The 20,682-nt window shown below is 44.0% G+C and carries 16 protein-coding genes; 11 read left to right on the top strand and 5 right to left on the bottom strand.

The window, feature by feature from the left end:
• Positions 1-108: 108 nt before the first annotated feature.
• Positions 109-609 (top strand): TrmH family RNA methyltransferase, encoded by a 501-nt coding sequence (locus PPO43_RS04825; protein WP_272620677.1) that lies wholly within the window; start codon positions 109-111, stop codon positions 607-609.
• Here the strand turns inward: PPO43_RS04825 and uvrC are convergent.
• Positions 588-2,399 carry an excinuclease ABC subunit UvrC gene (uvrC, locus tag PPO43_RS04820; RefSeq protein WP_272620676.1) on the bottom strand — a complete coding sequence of 604 codons (1,812 nt, stop codon included), beginning with the start codon at positions 2,397-2,399 and terminating at the stop codon, positions 588-590. The genes PPO43_RS04825 and uvrC overlap by 22 nt on opposite strands.
• Before the next feature lie 258 nt (positions 2,400-2,657).
• On the opposite strand from uvrC, the gene PPO43_RS04815 reads away from it, so the two are divergent.
• Entirely contained in the window at positions 2,658-3,089 is a 432-nt protein-coding gene (locus PPO43_RS04815; RefSeq protein ID WP_272620675.1) for a hypothetical protein, read from the top strand.
• Between the two features lie 116 nt (positions 3,090-3,205).
• On the opposite strand, the gene PPO43_RS04810 is transcribed toward PPO43_RS04815, so the two are convergent.
• Entirely contained in the window at positions 3,206-3,979 is a 774-nt protein-coding gene (locus PPO43_RS04810) for a biotin--[acetyl-CoA-carboxylase] ligase (protein WP_272620674.1), read from the bottom strand.
• Between the two features lie 93 nt (positions 3,980-4,072).
• Here PPO43_RS04810 and rsfS point away from each other — a divergent pair, with 93 nt between their 5' ends.
• Together rsfS and ftsH are read left to right on the top strand one after the other, a co-directional pair.
• Complete coding sequence (rsfS, locus tag PPO43_RS04805) at positions 4,073-4,465, top strand: ribosome silencing factor (RefSeq protein WP_272620673.1); 393 nt, start codon at positions 4,073-4,075, stop codon at positions 4,463-4,465.
• A gap of 115 nt (positions 4,466-4,580) precedes the next feature.
• Positions 4,581-6,608, top strand: a complete 2,028-nt coding sequence (ftsH, locus tag PPO43_RS04800) for an ATP-dependent zinc metalloprotease FtsH (RefSeq protein ID WP_272620672.1) — start codon at positions 4,581-4,583, stop codon at positions 6,606-6,608.
• A gap of 701 nt (positions 6,609-7,309) precedes the next feature.
• On the opposite strand, the gene PPO43_RS04795 is transcribed toward ftsH, so the two are convergent.
• From PPO43_RS04795 to PPO43_RS04785, 3 genes are all read right to left on the bottom strand, one after another.
• On the bottom strand, positions 7,310-7,609 hold the full coding sequence (locus PPO43_RS04795; RefSeq protein WP_272620671.1) for a P-II family nitrogen regulator: 300 nt from the start codon (positions 7,607-7,609) through the stop codon (positions 7,310-7,312).
• Positions 7,610-7,611: 2 nt separating this feature from the next.
• Positions 7,612-8,595 (bottom strand): sodium-dependent bicarbonate transport family permease, encoded by a 984-nt coding sequence (locus PPO43_RS04790; RefSeq protein WP_272620670.1) that lies wholly within the window; start codon positions 8,593-8,595, stop codon positions 7,612-7,614.
• A gap of 136 nt (positions 8,596-8,731) precedes the next feature.
• Positions 8,732-9,172: a hypothetical protein gene (locus PPO43_RS04785; protein ID WP_272620669.1), complete on the bottom strand. Its 441-nt coding sequence runs from the start codon at positions 9,170-9,172 to the stop codon at positions 8,732-8,734.
• Positions 9,173-9,378: 206 nt separating this feature from the next.
• Here PPO43_RS04785 and PPO43_RS04780 point away from each other — a divergent pair, with 206 nt between their 5' ends.
• The 7 genes from PPO43_RS04780 to PPO43_RS04750 all read left to right on the top strand — a co-directional run bounded on the left by PPO43_RS04780 (position 9,379) and on the right by PPO43_RS04750 (position 20,643).
• Positions 9,379-12,054: a T9SS type A sorting domain-containing protein gene (locus PPO43_RS04780; protein ID WP_272620668.1), complete on the top strand. Its 2,676-nt coding sequence runs from the start codon at positions 9,379-9,381 to the stop codon at positions 12,052-12,054.
• 929 nt (positions 12,055-12,983) lie between these two features.
• Complete coding sequence (locus tag PPO43_RS04775) at positions 12,984-14,024, top strand: hypothetical protein (RefSeq protein WP_272620667.1); 1,041 nt, start codon at positions 12,984-12,986, stop codon at positions 14,022-14,024.
• 37 nt (positions 14,025-14,061) lie between these two features.
• Positions 14,062-15,948: a glycoside hydrolase family 18 protein gene (locus PPO43_RS04770; protein ID WP_272620666.1), complete on the top strand. Its 1,887-nt coding sequence runs from the start codon at positions 14,062-14,064 to the stop codon at positions 15,946-15,948.
• Positions 15,949-15,990: 42 nt separating this feature from the next.
• Positions 15,991-18,168 carry a glycosyl hydrolase family 18 protein gene (locus PPO43_RS04765; protein WP_272620665.1) on the top strand — a complete coding sequence of 726 codons (2,178 nt, stop codon included), beginning with the start codon at positions 15,991-15,993 and terminating at the stop codon, positions 18,166-18,168.
• Between the two features lie 210 nt (positions 18,169-18,378).
• Positions 18,379-18,636, top strand: a complete 258-nt coding sequence (locus tag PPO43_RS04760) for a hypothetical protein (protein WP_270100197.1) — start codon at positions 18,379-18,381, stop codon at positions 18,634-18,636.
• Between the two features lie 5 nt (positions 18,637-18,641).
• Positions 18,642-19,202 carry a DUF4255 domain-containing protein gene (locus PPO43_RS04755; protein ID WP_272620664.1) on the top strand — a complete coding sequence of 187 codons (561 nt, stop codon included), beginning with the start codon at positions 18,642-18,644 and terminating at the stop codon, positions 19,200-19,202.
• Between the two features lie 313 nt (positions 19,203-19,515).
• Positions 19,516-20,643 carry a hypothetical protein gene (locus PPO43_RS04750; RefSeq protein WP_272620663.1) on the top strand — a complete coding sequence of 376 codons (1,128 nt, stop codon included), beginning with the start codon at positions 19,516-19,518 and terminating at the stop codon, positions 20,641-20,643.
• Positions 20,644-20,682: the final 39 nt, after the last annotated feature.

Raw genomic sequence — 20,682 nt, 5'->3', positions numbered from 1 at the left:
CAGTTCGACGACCGAAGGGAGTAACCGCCTGCCGCAGGCAGACAACAAGGCTACAAGCCGCAGTTCGACGACTGTAAGGAGTAACGCCCCAAAAAAACAAAAATAAATATGTCAGTACCTCAACTTGCCGCCTTATTACATGCGCCTCAATATCGCCCGAACTTATCCTCGATGATTCGGACCGCAGAATTTTATGGCTTGAAGAAAATCTATATTTACGACCAAAACGATTTGTTGCTACCGCCAGGCAAGAGCAAATTTGCCAGAGCCGAAATGGAGAAAATGGCTAGGGTTTGGACGGCTGGCGCCATTGAGCACATTGAAGTGATTCCCGTTCTGAATGTAGCCGATTTTCTCGCCAATTATTCAGGCCGAAAAATGGCCACTTGGGTAGATCCTAGCGCCAAAATGCTGCATGAGGTCCAGTTTGAAGCCCAGGATTTGCTAATTGTGGGCAATGAAAAAACGGGTTTGCCTGAAGAAATTGCGCCCTTGATCGATCAGAAAATTTATATTGAAGGGCATGGACAAACCTCTTGTTTGAATGTAGCCGTCAGTTTTGGCATTTTGATGCAGACGGCCATTACTCAGCTTTGTTCATCGAAGTAAGTACGGATTTTTTGGGCCAAATTGAGCCCAACAATGGCTTCTAATTGGCTTAAATTGGCCTTTTTGACCTCTTTGACAGAGCCCAAGGCCAAGAGCAATTTCTCTTGGTTTTTTTCGCCAACGCCCGGAATTTGCCGCAGCTCATTTTGCAAAAATTGCTTAGAGCGAACATCTCGGTGGAAGCTAATCGCGAAGCGGTGAGCCTCATCTCGAGCTTGCTGAATGACCTTGAGCGTAGGCGATTTTTTAGAGAGCAAAAGCGGAACGGGATCATTGGGAAAGAAGATTTCCTCTAGTCGCTTGGCAATGCCAATAATGGCCAAACGCTCAAAAATGCCTAGTGCTTTGAGGCTTTTGACAGCCGCAGAAAGCTGTCCCTTGCCCCCATCAATTACAATCAGTTGGGGGAGGGGCTTTTTCTCTTCCAAAAGGCGCTTGTATCGGCGAAAAACGACCTCTTCCATAGAGGCAAAATCATCTGGACCAACTACCGTTTTGACATGATAATGCCGATATTCTTTTTTGGCTGGTCGCCCATTTTTGAAGACCACCATAGCCGAAACAGGCTGGTTTCCCTGCAAATTGGAGTTGTCAAAACACTCAATATGAATGGGCAAATCATCAATTTGTAGGTCTTTTTTCATGATCTCTAAGAGCTGCTCGGCCTTGCCCATTTTGTTGGCCTTGGCCAAGGCTTGTTTTTGCTTTTGGAGGATGAAATATTTGGCATTTTTCTCAGAAAGCTCCAGCAGTTTTTTCTTATCGCCAATTTTTGGGACCGTCAGCTGGATCTCGGACCAAGGGAGCTGAACCTCGAAGGGCGCAACAATTTCAGGAGCAATACTTTGGAATTTCTCCCGTAATTCTCGAATCCCAAAAAGCAGTAAATCCTCAGCTTCGGTATCCAAATTCTGCTTGAGCTCCAGCATAAAGGTGTTAATAATCGCCCCTTCCACTACCTTGAGGTAATTGATGTACGCCATCTCGCCTTTTTCATCTTGGGCCAAGGTAAATACATCCAAATCTCGGATATTGGCATTGACCACCGTCGATTTTCCCTGATAATTTTCAAGCAAAGCTAATTGAACCTTAGTCCGCTGCGCCTGCTCAAAATTGAGCTCCTCGGCATAGCGACCCATTTCCGATTTGAGGTATTTGCGCACCGCTCCCAACTGGCCTTTTAGCATATTTTGGACCTGCTCCATTTTGTCCATATAATTGGCCTCAGATTCAAAACCCACACAGGGCGCTTTGCAGTTTTTAATATGGTACTCAAGGCAAACTTTATGCTTGCCCGCCGCAATGCTTTCCTCTGATAAATTGAGGGCACAACTGCGCAGTTGGAACAACTCTTTGATTAGCTCTAAGAGCGTGTACATCCGCTTTTTAGAGACATATGGGCCATAATATTTAGAGCCATCCTGTACCACTTTTCGGCTAATCATAATCCTCGGAAAACGCTCTTTTTTGATGCAAATATAAGGGTAGGGGCGGCTGTGTTTGAGCGCCACATTATAACGCGGCTGATGCTTTTTGATTAACGTGGCCTCTAGCAAAAGCGCATCTTGCTCCGTTTCTACCAGCGTATAATTGAGCTTTTTGGCAGCCATAACCATCCGCTTCGTTTTACGGCGCATATCTTTGCGACTCGTAAAATAGGAGGCAATCCGCTTCTTGAGATTTTTGGCTTTTCCAATGTATAAAATCTCCTCATCAGCCCCAATAAATCGATAAACACCCGGATCTGTAGGCAAGCTGGGCAAAAGCTTTTGGTAATCCTCTTTATTCATAATAGACTAAAAATTGGCGGCTTGTTTGGCATTTTATTTTGGGGCTGCCCCACCCTGCGGGCGGGTCGGGCTGTGTCGTGGCTCGCTGTTCGCTCGGCCCTGCGCGGGCTACGCCCGCTGGGTCTGCGGCTGCGCCGCACCACTTTCCATCCCTCAGCCAAGGCGCTTCGCGCCTCTGTAGCAGCTAAAAAGGGAGGCAATATAAGGCAGCTCCTTCAAAAAGTGTCTATATTTAAAGCAGACTAAAGATAAGGATCTATGTTGAACTTAGAAGAAAAAGAAAAGAGCAGCCCCTTGGCTCGTTTTATACAATTACTATTAGCCCTGATTGTTGTGGCCATAGTCATTTATTTGGTAATTGGTTTCCTCAAACAGTTTGTTTGGTGGATCGTTGCGGCTTTGTCGGTTGGGGTTCTGCTCATCAATCGGCAGCTATTGCGTAGAATTTATAACTACATTAAAGGACTATATACCAAAAATATCTGGTTGGGACTAGGCGCAACTTTATTGGCCATCGCAGCCTTTAGCCCATTCTTGGGCTTTTTATACTTAAAAACACTTTGGGATTTTGGTAGCTCGACCTTATTGTCTGCCAAAAAGGAAAAAAAACCTTTAGACATCCCCTTTTCAGATATAGAAGAAATTAAGGAGGAGGGCAAAGATAAAGAAGAACCGCCATTACTGCAGTAGTGTCTCAAGGGCATGAAAAAAGAGAATCCAAGCTCGTCCCTCGAATTCTCTAACTTACAACATCGTCAGTATTGTAAAAAATCTAATATCAAATAATATGCCCCATAAAAAGGAAATTATAGTATATATTCTACTTCTTTAAAGTTGAATAACTGTAATTGGCCTTGGCGGTCAATAATTTTGAGCTGGCCCGTAGGCGCTACGCCCCAAATACGACCTTCTCGCTCTTGGCCCTGCCAGCGAAATTTTGCCCATTCCTTATAGCGCCAAAGCTTGCTTTCGTATTGGGCCCAAAGCGCTTGGTTTTGGTCTCCCTGCCGCAGTTTGAGGTATAGACGCTCTATCGCTACATATAGTTGTGAAAGAATTGAATCAATGTTCAACTTTTTATCTGTAAGAGAGGCTAAAGCATTGGGGTTAGGTAAGTTAGGGTGAAAGCTTTTTTGGAAAATATTGAGCCCGATACCCACCACAGACCAGTCAAGATAACTGCTCCGCAATTGGTTCTCAATCAGAATACCTCCAACTTTGAAGTCACCCACATAAATATCATTGGGCCACTTAATGTAGTGCGGCAGTTTAAGCTGGCAATTTGTCAGTACCTCATGCACCGCTAAGGAAATCACTATGTTCCAAAGGAATTGCTCTTTGACTAAAAGGAACTTTGGACGCAATATTAGGCTTAAAGCTATGTTTTGCCCCGCTTCGGATAGCCAAGCATTGCCTTTTTGGCCACGACCAGCCCACTGTTCGTCTGCAATAATGGCAGTTCCTTCCGTTGGTAAACTTTTTGACAAGAAGTCAAGCGCATAGCGGTTGGTCGAATCTAGGCGTTTATGACGGATGGCAACCTTTCCGACAAAAAGACTGTTATCTGATTGCTTGGGCATAACATAGCTGCTTTTTTGAATTTAAACCCTAACTTTAGGGCTTTTCATTTTTCCTTGGTCTTTTAATAGGACCACAATTTAATATAAGTCGATTTGAATAAACAAGAGCTTTCGCAAAAAGAAGAAAAAATGCCTCAATTACAGGACCTACTAGCTGTTGCTGTAGAAGCTATGCAAGACCGTAAGGCTATAGATATCGTCTCTTTGGACCTCTCTGCAGTAGATGAGGCTAGCACAAACATTTTCTTGATTTGTCATGGTAATTCCTCTACACATATCAACGGCATTGCCAAAAATATAGAAAAAACACTTTGGGAAGAATTGGGCGAGCGCCCAAATCATATCGAAGGTAAACAAGGTGGACATTGGCGGCTATTGGATTACTTCACATTAGTTATCCATGTTTTCGGTAAAGAGAAAAGAGAGTTTTATAACCTAGAAGGTTTGTGGAGCGATGCTAAACGCAAGGAATATCCTGCAGTCTAGACTTGATATAGATTAGCATTCAGTAAGAACGAACACAAAGGCAATCTTGTCTTTCTCATAGTTTGGGCCTATCTTTTCCATCGGCCCATTATTATACATTTTCTGATATTTTATTATGCAAAACAATCCCAATAACCAACCACAGGGAGATAAGAATAACGGCCCAAAATTCAATTATTATTGGATTTATGGTCTTCTTGCCCTGTTGCTCATTAGTGTCAACCTGATTTGGGTAGGTCCCAAAACCACAGAACTAAGTTGGAATGAGTTAGAGCCAATTATCGCTCAAAAAGATGTTGATAAAATTATCATCGTCAATAAAAGTCAAGCAGAAATTTACTTGACCGAAGATGCCCTAAAAAAAGAGGAGTACAGCAAATTACCCCGCTCTTCCTTCAATAACAATGCGCCCAATTATAGCTATACCGTGGGCGATATGGAGTACTTCCTCAATAAGTTGGACAATTTGGAGCAAAAAATTGCTCAAGATGATCCTAACTTTGGCATTAACCTAAAAAATGAAATCCGCTACGATTATGTCGGCGGCTTGCTAAGCTGGATTCTGCCTTTCGCTATTCTAATCATTATCTGGATCTTTATCATGCGCCGCGTTGGCGGTGGTGGTGCTGGACCAGGCTCGCAAATCTTTAATATTGGCCGCTCTAAAGCCACTTTATTTGATAAAGATGGTAAAGTAAATGCTAGCTTTAAAGATGTTGCTGGCCTTGATGAGGCTAAGGAAGAAGTTATGGAAGTGGTCGACTTCCTGAAAAAACCTAAAAAATACACCTCTCTAGGCGGTAAAATCCCCAAAGGTGTACTTTTGGTAGGCCCTCCCGGTACGGGTAAAACGCTTTTGGCCAAAGCCGTTGCCGGCGAGGCTGGCGTGCCTTTCTTCAGCATCTCTGGTTCCGATTTCGTAGAAATGTTTGTCGGAGTTGGTGCATCTAGAGTTCGTGACCTCTTCCGCCAAGCTCGCGAAAAAGCCCCCTGTATTATCTTTATTGATGAAATCGATGCTATCGGTCGCGCTCGCGGACGAGGAGCCATGCAAGGTGGCAATGACGAAAGAGAAAATACCCTCAACCAGTTGTTGGTCGAAATGGATGGCTTTAGCACCGAAAAAGGCGTGATTATGATGGCGGCCACTAACCGCCCCGATATTTTGGACCAAGCGCTTTTGCGCCCAGGCCGCTTCGATCGCCAAATTTCTATCGATAAACCTGACTTGGTTGGACGTGAGCAAATCTTTGCCGTTCACCTCAAAAATATCAAAATCTCTGGAGATGTGGATGCCAAGAATTTGGCCACCCAAACTCCCGGTTTTGCTGGTGCCGAAATTGCCAATGTTTGTAATGAGGCTGCCCTTATTGCTGCCCGCCGAGGCAAGCAGTTTGTAGAAATGAATGACTTTAATGACGCTATTGACAGAGTAATCGGCGGTTTGGAGAAAAAGAACAAATTGATCTCTCCAGAAGAAAAACGCGTGATTGCTTATCATGAGGCTGGACATACCCTCTGTGGCTGGTTTTTGGAAAATGCCATGCCGCTAGTTAAGGTGACGATTGTCCCCCGCGGTATCGCTGCCCTCGGTTATGCCCAATATTTGCCCAAAGAACAACACATTACTACCGTAGAGCAGCTACTGGACCGAATGTGTATGACTATGGGGGGCCGCGCTGCAGAAGAAATTATTTTCGGAAAGATTTCTACTGGCGCACAATCTGACCTTGATCATGTTACCCGCATGGCTTATTCTATGATTACGGTTTATGGTATGAATGAAAAGGTCGGTAATGTCTCTTATTATGGCATGATGAACGAAAGCGGCGGCTTTAGTAAGCCTTATTCTGAGGCTACAGCCGACCTAATCGATCAGGAAACCCGCAAGCTAATTGAAGCCCAATATGAACGCGCCAAAAACTTGTTGAGAGAAAAACGCCAAGAACTAGAATTATTGGCCAATGAACTCCTCAATAAGGAGGTCCTTAACAAGGATGCCGTAGAACAATTGATCGGTAAACGTCCTTTTGATGAGCTGCCTGGCGAAGATGGCGAGGCCGTTAGCGAAAATCATGGCGTAGATACCTTACAAGATCCTAAGCCTGAATTAGGCGAAGAGGATACAGAAGAAAAAGAGTAATTGATCTCTCTTTTTCGATAAGCAAAACATCCAGTCTCTTTTGAGGGGCTGGATGTTTTTGTTTTGGGGCTGCCCCTCCCTTCGGTCGGGTCGGGCCATTGCGCAGCTCGCTGCTCGCTCGGCCCTGCGGCGCTTGCAGCACCTTGGTCTGCCGCCTTCGGCGGCCCTGCTCCAGCCCCTCAGCCTGCGGCGGCTTTGCCGCCTGCAATATCCAAGAGCTGAGGCCCGAAGGGCCGAAGGCTATGCAGCTAGTTTTGGCCCCCAAGGCCAAAATCTAGCTGCCCCCAGGCGGAGGCGGCTTTGCTACACTCTTAGCCTGAAATGAAATATATTGAGGACCAAAATTAAATTGGAGCGAAGAAAAAACGGACCAGCCGCCTACCGCCGGCCGGGTCCATTCAGCCCGCAGGGCTGTCTAAACAAAATGCGATTTTGCAGCGGCTTTGCCGCTGCAAGGGCCTAGCGCTGTGCAGGGGTGGCCGTAGGCCAGACCGAGTATTGAGCATAGCGAAATACGAAGGGCCGAGCAGCCTTGCGAGCTGCGACAACCAGCCCCTATAGGGGCGCCAGTTCGATGACCAACGGGAGTACACATAGCGCCGCAGCTTTGCTGCGGAGGCCCCAAAAAAGAATAAAAAAAGGGACCATCAGAAAACTGACGGTCCCAAGCTACAAAAAAGAAAAGGGATAAAAACGCCCTTTTACGCCTTTAGATGATTCACCTCAGAGGTGAAACAGGTCCCCGAACAATCCTCTAAAAAGAGGGCAATCTGAGGGAGGATTTCTTGGGCCAGCTCTTCAGAGCAGATCGTAAAGAGGTAGCTATTAGAGAAAATTTTGGCTCGGCAGTTATGGTCGAGCATGCCATTTTGGCCCTTACCCGAAATATTGCCAAAAAGCGTATAGCCATGAGCGCCTGCTTCTTCAAGCATTTCAATAAAGCGCTCCACCTGAATACTTTCAAGGATGACCTCTATTTTGACCGATTTTACAATATTCATAATTAGAGAATTTGTTGGATGATATAATAGTAGAGAGGAATCCCTACAATTACGTTAAAGGGGAAAACAATACCTAAGGCCACAGGGACCGTAAAGGCGGGATTAGATTTTGGAATGGCCAAGCGCATAGCCGCAGGAACGGCAATATAAGAGGCACTAGCCGTAAGTAGACAGAACAAAAGGGCGTTCCCTTTGCTTAGGCCAATCAGGTAGGCGATACCGATTCCTAAGGCAGCGTTGAATAGAGGCATAAGCACACTAAAAGAAAGCAAGAAACCAAGGTTTCCACGCAAAGCTTTTAGACGACGAGCCGCTACAATACCATTATCAAGTAGGTAGAAGCAAAGCATACCTTTAAAGATACTATCAAAGGGTTGGAAGTCGTGCCAGCCCTTATCTCCAGAAAGGATACCAATGAGCAGCGCGCCAACTAGAAGCAAAATAGAGCCATTGAAAAAGGCATCTCGGAGAATATGTCCCCAATTGGTTTTCTTGTTACTGTTTTGTTCCTTTTTGCCATAGATATTATAGAGAAGTACCCCAATAATAATCGCAGGAGACTCCATAAGCGCCATGCCCGCAACCATATATCCTTTATAGGCTACTTGCTGGCTTTCGAGGAAAGATATCCCTGTAATAAAGGTAACGGCACTAATAGAACCAAAGGTGGCCGCAATAGCAGCAGCATCGGCTGTTCCAAATCGAGCTTTGAGAATAAAGAAACTATAAATAGGTATAGCAGAAGCCATAAGGAAACAAGCGCCTAATACAGTAACCAATTCCCAAGAAAAACCACTATGATAAAGCTCATGCCCACCATGCAAGCCAATATCCATCAAGAGATATAGCGAAAAGAGTTTGGGCAGCGGCTGCGGAATTTCGAGATCAGATTTGAGGGCAACGGCAATAAGGCCCAAAAAGAAGAAGAGAACGGGAGGTGAAAGGATGTTACCAGTCACCATAGACATATCAAAAAGAAAATTCATGATTCAGAAGGCTTAAGTCTACATATTGGACAGAAAGAAGTTGCCCAATACCTAGTTGAATAAAGGAAATAGGTTATTGGATTTACAAACTGTTGTAAATCAATAGGTGTGTGTATCTGCCTAAATGCAGATAGACTTAAGCCAAATCTAATTTCAAGGAATGTAAGCGCAAATAGAGCTTCTGCTGCTTTTGAGCCTCTGTATTAGGCAAAAAGCGACAAGCAGAAGGATGCGGCTTAGGAATAAAAAAACTGTGAAAGGAAGGAAGGGGAGGAGACCATCTAGAAAAAGAAGGAAGAACATCTATAGACCAAAACAAGAGCTGTTTTAGTTCTTCAGCTTCTTCTCCCTCTATTTCTTCCTCATTGGTGTCTTTCTCCTCGCCATCAAAATCATAAAGATGTTGCTGCCAGTCTGATGCTGGCTTCTTGCTAAAACTCAAATGATGATCCTGCTGCTGAATAGGATGAGCAGCAAAACCAGCTCCCGCATTAAAGAGAAACAAAAACAGCAAAAGCATTCGTCCCAAATAGGAGAATGTAGAGCATTTTGGCTGTATGTGATCTAATTGTTTCATCAATCTAATGAGTGGTATTGTAGCTATTAGGCGCACAATGTAGTAGCTTTTTCAACATTGTTATATAGAATTATCAACTTTAACAATTGTTAAATTAAACCCACTAAACATTTCACGAATAAGGAATTATATTCCCCTAAAGCAGCCAAATATCTTAACAAATCGTTACCTTAATACATCATCAAACGTGTTAAAACTAAATTATTATGCAAACATCTATGCTAAGAACAATGCTGTTCTTTATGCTCTTCTTGCTAGGATTCTCCTCCCAAGAAGCCAAGGCTACCCACGTTATGGGAGTCGATTTAACCTATGTCTGCCTAGGCAACAATCAATATAAGTTTAGCCTACAAGCTTATAGAGATTGTAATGGCGTGTATATGGGAACTACTACAAACCTAAGGTTAAGCTCCCCCAATTGTAGCGCATTTACAACTACTATGGTAAGAACTTCTATTGTAGAAATTACCCCCTCTTGTCCTGGTATTGTAGGTACAGCCTGCAATGGCGGTAACGGTATTTATGGTATCGAAAAATATACCTACGAAGCAACTGTAACCATTCCCACTACTTGTACAGATTGGACGGCAAGCTGGAGCCTCTGTTGTAGAAATAATGCCATTACTACTCTAACTAATCCAGGCTCTAATACAATGTATGTAGAGACAGAACTAAATACTGGACTAGCAGCCTGCAACAACTCGCCCACTTTTCTCAATAACCCTACGCCCTTTGCTTGCGTCGGCCAATCGGTCTTCTATAATCATGGAGCAGTAGACACAGACGGCGATTCGCTATATTATTCACTCACAGATTGCTATAGCGCAGCCAATACTCCCGTAACCTATGATGCTACTCAAGGGATCTCTGCTAGCTCACCGCTAATAACGAACAATGGCGTGAGTATCAATCCCGCTACTGGGGCAATCAGTTTTACTCCCTCATCTCCACAGGTGGGGGTTCTTTGTGTATTGGTCGAAGAATTTAGAAATGGCCAGAAAATCGGAGAAATTGTTCGCGATATCCAATTTACCGTGGTCAACTGCCAAAACCAAGCCCCCACACTAACGGGTATGAATGGCGGAGCCGTTTTCGACACCACAATTGCCGTGGGGCAACAACTTTGCTTTGAGGTGCTTTCCTATGATGTAGACTCCGGACAACAGACTTTTATTTACGGCAATAACGCTATTCCTAACGCAGTATTTACAACCTCTGGCAACCCTTTCCAAAACGGATTGTTCTGCTGGACCCCCAGCGCCGCAGACCTAGGATTTCATAGCTTTACCCTCAATGTGCAAGATGATGCCTGTCCCTTGGTGGGCCAAAATACTTATACCTACTCTATCAATGTAGTCGGTGGAAATAATGATAGCTCCAACTGCGCTGGCTTAATCGTCAATCTGGATACCATCCAAGACCTAGCTTGCACAACCAATGATGGCCAAGCTATGATTAACGCTACAGGCGGAGCGGCCCCCTACCAATATTCAGTGATTAACTGGACCACAGGAGAGATTTTCCAAAATAGCTCAGGTGTCTTCACTAACCTTACTGCTGGCCAATATGGAATCTGGGTAGAAGATGCCAACGGCTGCGAACCCAATTGCTCTAGTCTCTCTTTCGAAATTGATGGCCAAGTCCGCCCCCTAAATGCCCAAATTGATGTGATAAATCCAAGTTGCGCCACAAGCGGAGATGGCGGAAGTATCGGAATTGCGGCCTTTGGCGGTACCGCTCCCTATCTCTATTCTATCGGTGCTGGCTTCTCGTCTGACCCGCAGTTTAATCAATTGGCCGCAGGAAATTATCAAGTGGTGGTCCTAGATGCCAACGGCTGTGCTTTTGTCGATTCAGTAACAGTAACGATCCCCGCCCCCTTGGATCTCTATTTTACAGGCCTTACTGCACCTAATTGTGGCCAAGCCAACGGAAGCATTAGCCTAAATGTATCAGGCGGAACAGCCCCCTATATCCTAACTGCTAACGGACAATCCGTAGGCAACACAATCACAGGCCTAGCCGAAGGTACCTACCAAATTGCTCTAATGGATGTCAACGGCTGTTCTTATGATACAACCGTTACGCTAAGTAGTACCCCCAACTTTGGTTTAAGAACTAAAGTGACTAGCCTTAGCTGTGCTGGTGATTGCAATGGTAGCGCAACGGTAGTCGCCTCAGGTAGCTCTGGATATACCTATAACTGGAGCAACGGTGCAACAACTAATCAAATTAACCAACTCTGCGCTGGAACCTATACCGTAGAAGTAACAGACTCTAGCGGCTGTACAGAACAAACTCAAGTAATCATAGTTGAACCCGCTCCCATTAACTTAGCTGTGCTAAGTAGCCAAGAGCCTAGCTGTGCAAATAATGATGGCGCATTACAACTAGCCGTTAGCGGCGGAACTCCCCCCTTCCAAATTAGCCTAGCTAACTTGAGTACTCAAACGGTACAGAATAACAACAATGGTCAGTTTACAGGCCTAGCCGCTGGCCAATATACTTACCAACTTATCGATCTTAACGGCTGCCAACAAGAATGCCTCGGCCATGTTCAGCTATTTCAAGATTGCGATAGCCTAAATGCAGGAACTTTGCCCAATAATGGAGGAATTAGTTTGACTGCGGGTAACTATCTCTTGGTTAATCCTAATCCAGCCGCAACAATGCTCCAACTGCGCTTTGCTGCCGAAGAAGCAGGTTTGCAAATTGGCATCATTAACCTAGATGGTAAATCGGTCTTCCAACGCCAAGGCTTAGCCGCTGAAGGTAGCCTAGAACTTAATATTCAGTCTTGGACTAATGGCCATTATGTGGTTTTACTCCGCAACAAAGCCGGAAAACTCATTAAGAGCCAAAAGTTGGTCATCCAACACTAAGCTAATTTTCCCCATTATTCACGTTTGATGTAATCAAAAAGGTCTAACTCTATTAGGGTTAGGCTTTTTTGTTTTTGGGGCCTCCGCAGCAAAGCTGCGGCGCTACGTTGCGGGGCTCGCTATTCGCTCGGCCCTTCGGCGGCTTTGCCGCCTCGGTCTGGCCTGCGGCCCCCCCTCCACATCGCTAGGCCGATGCTGCGGCTGCCAAGCCGCAGCTAGGGCGTTGTCCCTGCTTTTATTGTCTCTAGGCAACTTATACCCCCTCCCCAAGAGTTGACCGCTATTTTTTGTGGAGATATGTATCGTCCAAAAGCCTAGACGGTTATTTTTTGTGGAGATATGTGTCGTCCAAAAGCCTAGACGGTTATTTTTTGTGGAGATATGTGTCGTCTAAAAGCCTAGACAGCTATTTTTTGCACAGATATATGCCGTCCAAAAGCTTAGACGGCTATTTTTTGTGCAGATACATGCCATCCGAAAGCTTGGACCACTATTTTTTGCGCAGATACATACCATCTGAAAGCTTGGACCACTATTTTTTGCGCAGATATATGCCATCCAAAAGATTAGAAAGGATATTTGAAGCGGAGGGTATCCATTTGGCCTAGCGATGTGCAGCAGTGGCCGTCAGGCCAGACCAAGGCGCTTGCGCCGCAGGGCCGAGCGAAGAGCGAGCTGCGGAACGTAGCGCCGCAAGGCGAAGCCGCAGCGGAGGCCCCAAAAAAACAGTTCACAAAAAACTAATCTCTGTTAAAACTTTGACAGCTAGACGATTGATGGACCTTTAAGGTTTTGTTTAGAAAAGGCCCTAGAATTTTAAGGTTAATTTTGAAAAAAGCTTTAATTTGGGCTTGTACTAGCAGATTTTGGCCCACACACTATACTTTTAATTGCCAATTTTGCCCCAGAACCTTAGATGCTACGGATATATGAGAATACCCAAAAAGCTGCATTGGCAGTGGTTTGCCCTATTGTTATGCCTACTGTATAGCCCCATGCAGGCCCAACAATCTTATGATGAACGCATTGTTCTCTTTGATGAGTTGGTAGAATTAGGCGCTTGGAAAAAGAAGCTACTTTCCTATGACCTCAAGCAAGGCGAGCAGGTTGTTATTGATATGCAAACCATTGGCGCCCGTAAATTGGGCCGTCTCATTGTGGAATTGCCAGGCACTCAGTTTAAGATGCGCATGAAGAAGGTGCGTAGTTTAGAGCGGGAGTCATTTATTGCGTCTAAGGATGGAGTGCATAATTTTGTGATGAAAAATCGGGGGTTGTTTGGTCGTGCTTTTCGTATGCAGATTTATAAGTTTCCGGCCATGTCTTTTCAAGACTCTTTGGTATTGGATGATGTGATGGTAACGACCTCAATAGATACCATGCGCACGGCTTATCCCGATACGATTCCCTATCCAGATATTACAGAAATTCAGTTGGATCTACAGCCGGCCCTAGACTATCAGTCTTTGGCCGATAGTTGCATTACGGAAGCTTTATTGGAGGGGGATTATCAATATGCTGTCTATTGGATTGGCATTGGGGATAAGGCCCATCAAGAGTATCAAAATCTCAAGAGCAACCCTAAGCTTAGTTGGATTGCGGCAGAGGTGACGGAACCGCTTATGGCGTATGGTTTAGGTTTGACAGAAACTTTGCCGATGGCAAATAATTCTTTGGCTCGAAACCTTCGCTATGATTTTAAGGATCCTAGGGCCAATGATAATTATGTGGGGACGCAGGGCTTGAATCCTCCTCCATTTGGGGTAATCCCTGCTTATAAGGCGGGTACCTACAAGCAGTTGAAAATGTGTTTTAGGAACCTCAATACGGTGACAGGAGTGCGGGTTTATATTAAGGTGGCCAAATTTCAACTCAAGCGAGCCGAAATCTTGGAGATTATCAAGCGGGAGCGAGTCCAAGAGATCTTTTTGCAAAAGAAGATTCCAGTATTCAAGGCCGAAGAAGGCTAGTCAGACACCCCATTGAGAATTTGAAAAGCAGAAAGAAATGCGAATTTTCATCAATACAACGGCCAAACTACTCTTGTTAAGTTGCTTATTATTGGCAACAAATAGCTGGGGACAGAGCCGTATTGCCATCCAAACTGCCAAAAAAGGTGGTGGAAATGCTCTAGAGAAAAAAGCGACTAGGGCCTTACGGGATGAGTTTGAGAGTCGAAAAACTACCGTTAAGAATGCTTATCGGACCAAATCTGATGAGTATAAGCAATTGCCTTCTTTTAAGAAGGAAGATTTTATCCCAGAGAACGATCCTACTTTAGAAGAGTTGATAGAGGACGAAAATGCAAAGCGGGAAATAGAAAACCCCAATAACAAAAAGCGTTTTATTGATCTTTTGGGGCAGTGGTGGATGACGCCTAGTGATGCTGATTTGGAAGCTAAATTGAAGTTTGAGCGTCAAAGAGATTCTATTAGTGCAATTGATAGCTCGGAATTTCGGGTGCCCAAACTGGTAAAAGGGACAGCTAGCCAATTTGTTACTGTCTTTGGTTGGCATGCGCATTTTAATGGCAATGCATATAAGACCTATGATTATGGGTTGCTTTCGGCTATTGCTTATTATGGTTATGATATTGATCCTTATACAGGCGAAGCTTTAGATTCGACAGTGATACATGACTTTTTGGGTGGGGATGATCCTGATAATGGGATTGTGCCTACGGCTCATGCCAAAGACTGTAAAGTTTTGTTGAGTATTACGAGTCATAGTTATGATAACAATGCTTTTTTCTTGGCGCCTGAAAATGCAAAGCAGCGGCAAAACCTCATAGATAATATTGTCTATTTGATGGATACCTCTAAGGCCGATGGAGTAGAAATTAACTTTGAAAATGTACCTGCTCTTGCTCAAATAGAATTCCTCAAATTTGTACGACAGCTTTCATTCACCTTGCGGGCGGTCTCTCCAGATTTAGCAGTTTGCATGAGTGTGCCAGCTGTGGATATTGAGGGCGTATTTAATTTGAGCAAATTAAAAGAACATGTCGATTTCTTTATTATTAAGGCGGTTGATTACCACAATGATCCCAAGACGGGAGAAATCATTAAGAAGCCTGTTGCTCCACTCAATTTTACGGCAGCCTCAGGCGAAGAAGATATTCGCTCATCGGTAGAGCATTATATTGCATCTATTGGTAGAGATGCAGCGAATCGTCTCATTTTGGCTTTGCCCAATTATGGAACACTTTGGAAGAGTAGTAATCGGGGCTTTGATTTAGAGGGATATGTACCCTATAGCAAAATCCAAAATGATTTTGTAATGCGTGATAGTAAGGCCGTGGGAATTGACTCGAACTACTACTCTTATGTTTGGTCCAAAGAAGATACTTTGTTCAAGAAAGTAGGAGGAGCCTTACAAATTGATGATATCGTACGGACGGAGCTTTATTATGATGATGTGCGGACTTTACAGCTCAAGTATCAATTTATCAATGATATGGGCTTGGCTGGTGTAGGTGTTTGGCCTTTGGGGTATGATTTGGGCTATTATAATGTATGGAATACGCTTTCTTCGGAGTTTACAACCATAGAGATGCCTCAATTAGAAGCATATGAAAAATTAGGGGCAGCAAGTAAGGCGGCTAGAAGTTGGGGGGCTACGCTTTTAGCAGTACTCCTTTTCTGGGCCATTTTTGCTTCTGCTGGTTTTTGCATGGCCCTCTTTAATAAGCAGGTGCGCAGAACCCTCTTTAATAATGGACGTTTTAGAATGCTTTATCTGGGCTGGTTTTCGGCTCTCTTGCTTATGGTGGGGTCTTACTATGGACTTTTCCGTGGTGGAGCATCTATTTTATTGTTGGGGCTGGTTATTGGGGGATTCTTTACTTATGGTATCATCTATTTAGTAGATAAGCAACAAGCCAAAGCCCCTTAATTCTCCCAATTTCTTATTCAGACGATTTTATTCCCAAGACTTATGTTGATGTGGACACATATACGGACCATTTTACTCTTACTCTTTTGTTTTGCCTGGGCAACTTCTGGTCTTTTGGCACAGCTAGACGGTAAAGAATTGAATGGCACCCAAATCCTAACCCCTACGGCAGAGGATTCTTCAGAGTTGCGTTTGCAACGACTCGAAAAGCTTCGGGAGAAGGATACTATTATTGAAAATAAGGTGGTCTTAGAACTAAGCCAAACTCGTTTTAGAACGCTAGCTCGCCATTGGTGGGGCATGCCGACAGAAACGGACCTTAAAGTAATGGCCAAGGGACGCTATTCGCGTTATGAAAAACCATTGGGCGCAGAGGAGATGTATGAGCAAGAGCCAGCACTCTATGTTCAGTCTACCGAAATCAATAGTAAGCAAAACTTGGTGGTTTGGGGTTGGCATCCCTCTTGGGCCGGCGAAAAATACCACAACTATAATTTTGGTTTATTGACCCATGCCTCTTTTTATGCCTATAAATTGAATCCCTTTACTGGTGGCTATGAAGATTTTGAAGCCATTGATCAGTTTAAGAATGGGGATTTTGTAAAAACAGCGCATAAAGATAGTTGTAAAGCTATGCTTACGCTTTCTTGCCATAGAGGGGAGCGTAGTGAAATCTTTTTTACTTCAGCAAAGGTAGTTCAACGCAACCTTATTGATAGCTTGATTGCTGTGCTCAATTATGCTGGGGGAGATGGAGTAGAAATTAACTTTGAAGAATTACCTATCGAGTATAAAGCAGATTTTGAGGATTTTGTTCGTGAGCTCTCTTTTGCACTACGCGAAGAAAATCCCAACTTTACTATTGCGATGAGCTTGCCTTTACGCGATCCTGAAAAGGTCTATGATCTAGGCTTTTTGCAAAATTGGGTAGATATTTTTATTGTTTCTGCCTACAATTTTCATTTGCGACCAACAGGCGTAAGCAAAGGACCTTTGACGCCTTTGCTCAAGCCCGAAGCAAAATGGAAGCGTAGCTATATGAGTTACTCAGAGAAGATTAGCTTAGACTCTGTGCTTCGGACTTCTTCTGCAATTAAGAATATTGAACTGCTACATACAGAAGGTTATCAACGACAGTTGCTGGATACCTTAAACATGTACATCCTCAGAGCGGGGATTACAAATTTGGAGTATAATACCTATGATTTGGGGACTGTTTTGGGCATTATCCGAGCGACCAAAGAGCTTCGTGATAATCCGTATCTCCGCAGAGCATTAAAAGCAACTGCTTGCCAGGCTGAGTTGGCTAAATATTATGCGGCCCGAAATCCAATCAATATGTTCTTGTTCGAACCTGAACAGGATACTATTCAGATTCATGAATTTGATCTTTTCTCTGGTTTAGAGGGGATTATTTCGGAATCGGATAGCTTGGAAGAAAGTCTGGAGGAAACTATTGATCGCTACATTCAAGCAATTGGAGCCAAACATAGTACTAGTCTTGTCCTTGCCCTGCCTTATCATGGGGCAGTTTGGGCCTTGGAAGGTGATGCAGGGGTAAGTTTTGAGGGCTATATGGCTTATTCAGAAATTCGAAATCTGGCTCGGGCCAACCGATTAAAAGTGCGTTATGACAAAATGCACAATAGCATGATTGGCGTTTTGGTAGATACTTTGGGCAATCCGCTCAAAGAGATTTACTTTGATAACTCGACGAGTTTGGGCTTGAAGATGGACTTGGCCCTAGAGAAGAAAATGGGGGGAGTTGCTGTTTGGGCCCTTAGTTATGATCATGGGTATACCGAATTGTGGCGCACCTTGGAAGAAAAGTTTGCGGCCAGAGAGGTTTGGAATACCAAGTTGGAGAAAATTGAACGCTATAAAGTAGCAAAGAGCAATAAAATTCATTACACCATAGCTTATCAAATCAAAAAGGCAAATGGGGTGGTGTTCTCGACCCTTTTGGCCATGTTATTTTTTATGGCTGTGGGTTTTGCCTTCTCTTTATTAGATTGGAAGGTGCGAGATGTAATGTTTTATAGTGGTGCTTTTCGAATTTTCTACTTGGTCCTTTTTGCCACAATCGTTTTGTTCATCGGCAATAATTTGGGCTTGTTTAATAATTGGGTAGCTACCTTTTTGGTAGGAACCATTTTGGGGGGGATTCTGACTTGGGTAGCCAGTATGTTGCTCAAGCGCCAGCAAAAACGATTGCCTTAGGTCCTTTTGCGGTGAGCAGGCGGCAAAGCCGCCGCAGGCTGAGGGATGGAAAGTGGTGCGGCGAAGCCGCAGACCCAGCCAGCTTGCTGGCGCAGGGCCGAGCGATTAGCGAGCCACGGCACAGCCCGACCCGACTGAAAGGAGGGGCAGCCCCAAAACATAAAAATCAAAAACAACCTTGTGCGATATCGAGGCTAACAAAAATAGAGCATGTTTAAAATAATCGCAAGAGAGTTCATTTGGCTGATTGTGGCCCTGATCGTCTCGCTGCCCATGGCGGTGGTGTTCCTTTGGTTCTTTGGTTATACCAGAGAGGTGGTAAATATGAGTGAAATTGAGCGCAACTGGGTATTCTGGATGTACTTGATAGGGTATTTTACCTCTTTTTTGGGCATTTATATTATGCGTTTTATTGCGCTTTCTATCAAAACACTGACTCAGCCAGAGCCTGAGGAGGAAGAAGAATAAGGATTATGATTGATAAAGTTGTCACGGCTGTGGTGGGCGAGCTCAATCGCTTTTTGCAGTCTAAACACAATATTTTAGAGGATAAGGTCATCATTTCGCATCTAGTAAATGCCGATGGATCGATGGCGGTGCAAGAGGCCGATAAGATCGTGATGACGATCATCAATATTGAGGCAGAGCGAAATAAGAGCACGACGGCTACCTATCAGCCCAACAAGCGAGGGAATTTTACTAAGGTTATTCCGCCGGTTGAAGTCAATATATATATGTTGTTTTCGGCCTATTTTACCAATGAAAATTATTTGGAGGGCCTTAAGTTTGTGAGCTCGGTGATTGCTTTTTTCCAGAGTCGCCAAGGCGTCTTTAATGAGCAAAATACGCCAGCGCTTTCGGGTAGCCTTACGCGTTTGGTGGCCGAAATGGTTTCTCCTGATTTTAGGGATGTATCTAATGTTTGGAATGGGGTAGGGGCCAAGTATTTGCCTTCGGTCCTTTATCGTTTCAAAACGATTCCGATTGAGCATAAGAAACCAGAGCTAGAAATTCCATCTATTCGCAAGATTTAGAAGAATTTGGGGCCTCCGTCTCGCTACGCTCGTCGGCGCTACGTTTCGGGGCTCGCTGTTCGCTCGGCCCTTCAGCGCTGCGCGCTTCGGTCTGGCCTTCGGCCACCCCTACACATCGCTAGGCCAAAATGAGCTAGCGCTAAAGCCTCAGACAGTTAACTAATGAGGCGAAAAGCCCTGCTCATCGGGCTTCTAGACTTAACTTCAGCTAAATTTTAGCTTTTGTTAAAAAAAATGAAAAAAAACTGCATATAAACTTTGCAGACCAAAATTAAATTCTCTAATTTTAAGGGACTTAAAGCAGAAGAGCTTAATGAAGAGACGTAAAATTAGCAGGCGACGGAATCCGATGGAGCATCATATGCTGCTGAACATCCAAACTCGCTATAATCAGCTATTGAACATAGCTATATTGCACGATTACTTTGATGAGCAGATCTGTCAAGATGTAGTTCTTAGCCCTACTTCCGACACGGTTTTTCGCCTAAAACAAACTCAGCTTAAAACTGCCTTTGAAGGCAATAATTTGCTGATTGGTTATGGGGAAACAGTTTCAGGAGGCCCTGCTTTAGAAAGTTTGGAAAAGCCCCTAAAGCTTAGTTTTTGGATGAAGGTAGAAGATGCTTTCTTCCTTAACTATACAGGTCTTCCTTATGAGTTTGGTGACTATCTTTATCACTTCACTAACCGGGCTGAAGATAAGATTGAAGATGAAGCTGGCAATCTCTCTAATGATGAGTTAGTTTCTGAAATGGATCGCTTACCAATTGAAGGCCCCGTTTTTCGCTACGAATTTGATGATGAAGAGGAAGATGCGGAAATTGAGGTCGTTGATGAATTGGGTCAATCTTATTTCTTTTTGGAACAGGAGGGCGAAAATGCACATGTAGATGTGGTCATGCCTGATGCACCTGCCGGAAAGTATATTTTGCAGCTAGATGGTTTGGAAGAATATACTTTTTATATGGCTCCAGAAGGAACCGCAGGTATTTGGGGCGTAGTGGATATTTATATTGACAAGGAGGATGACAGCCCTTACCGCTTTTTTGATGCAGAAGGGAAGTTGTTGCCCAAAAGAGATTATAATATTCATTTTCCCGCTCGTTCACTGCCTTGGCACTACTATATAGTGGAAATGTCAGAGGATAAGCAGCACAAAGGACATGAAGCTTACGATAATGGTCGAGCTGGCGAAACAGTAGACTTTGAAGAAGCGGAAGAGGTGGAAATGCCTTCTGGCGAAATGGCTATATTGGTCAAAACTTCAGAGCCTGTTCCCTTTAAGGAGAAACAACTTAGTCGCTTTAAACTCAGGACCAAAAGAGGCAAAAATGGAATTGAATGGATTACAGATTTACCTAATCATTCAGCAAAATCAATATTAAAAACAGATTTTAACGTTGAGGATGCTGTGTTTTCCGAAATAATTGTATATTTGTAATCAGTTGATAGAAATAAATTTGTAAATCAATTAAACTTT

Origin of the sequence: Saprospira sp. CCB-QB6, assembly GCF_028464065.1 — a bacterium.
Classification (GTDB): Bacteria; Bacteroidota; Bacteroidia; order Chitinophagales; family Saprospiraceae; genus Saprospira.
This window is presented reverse-complemented; position numbering and strand designations above follow the sequence as displayed.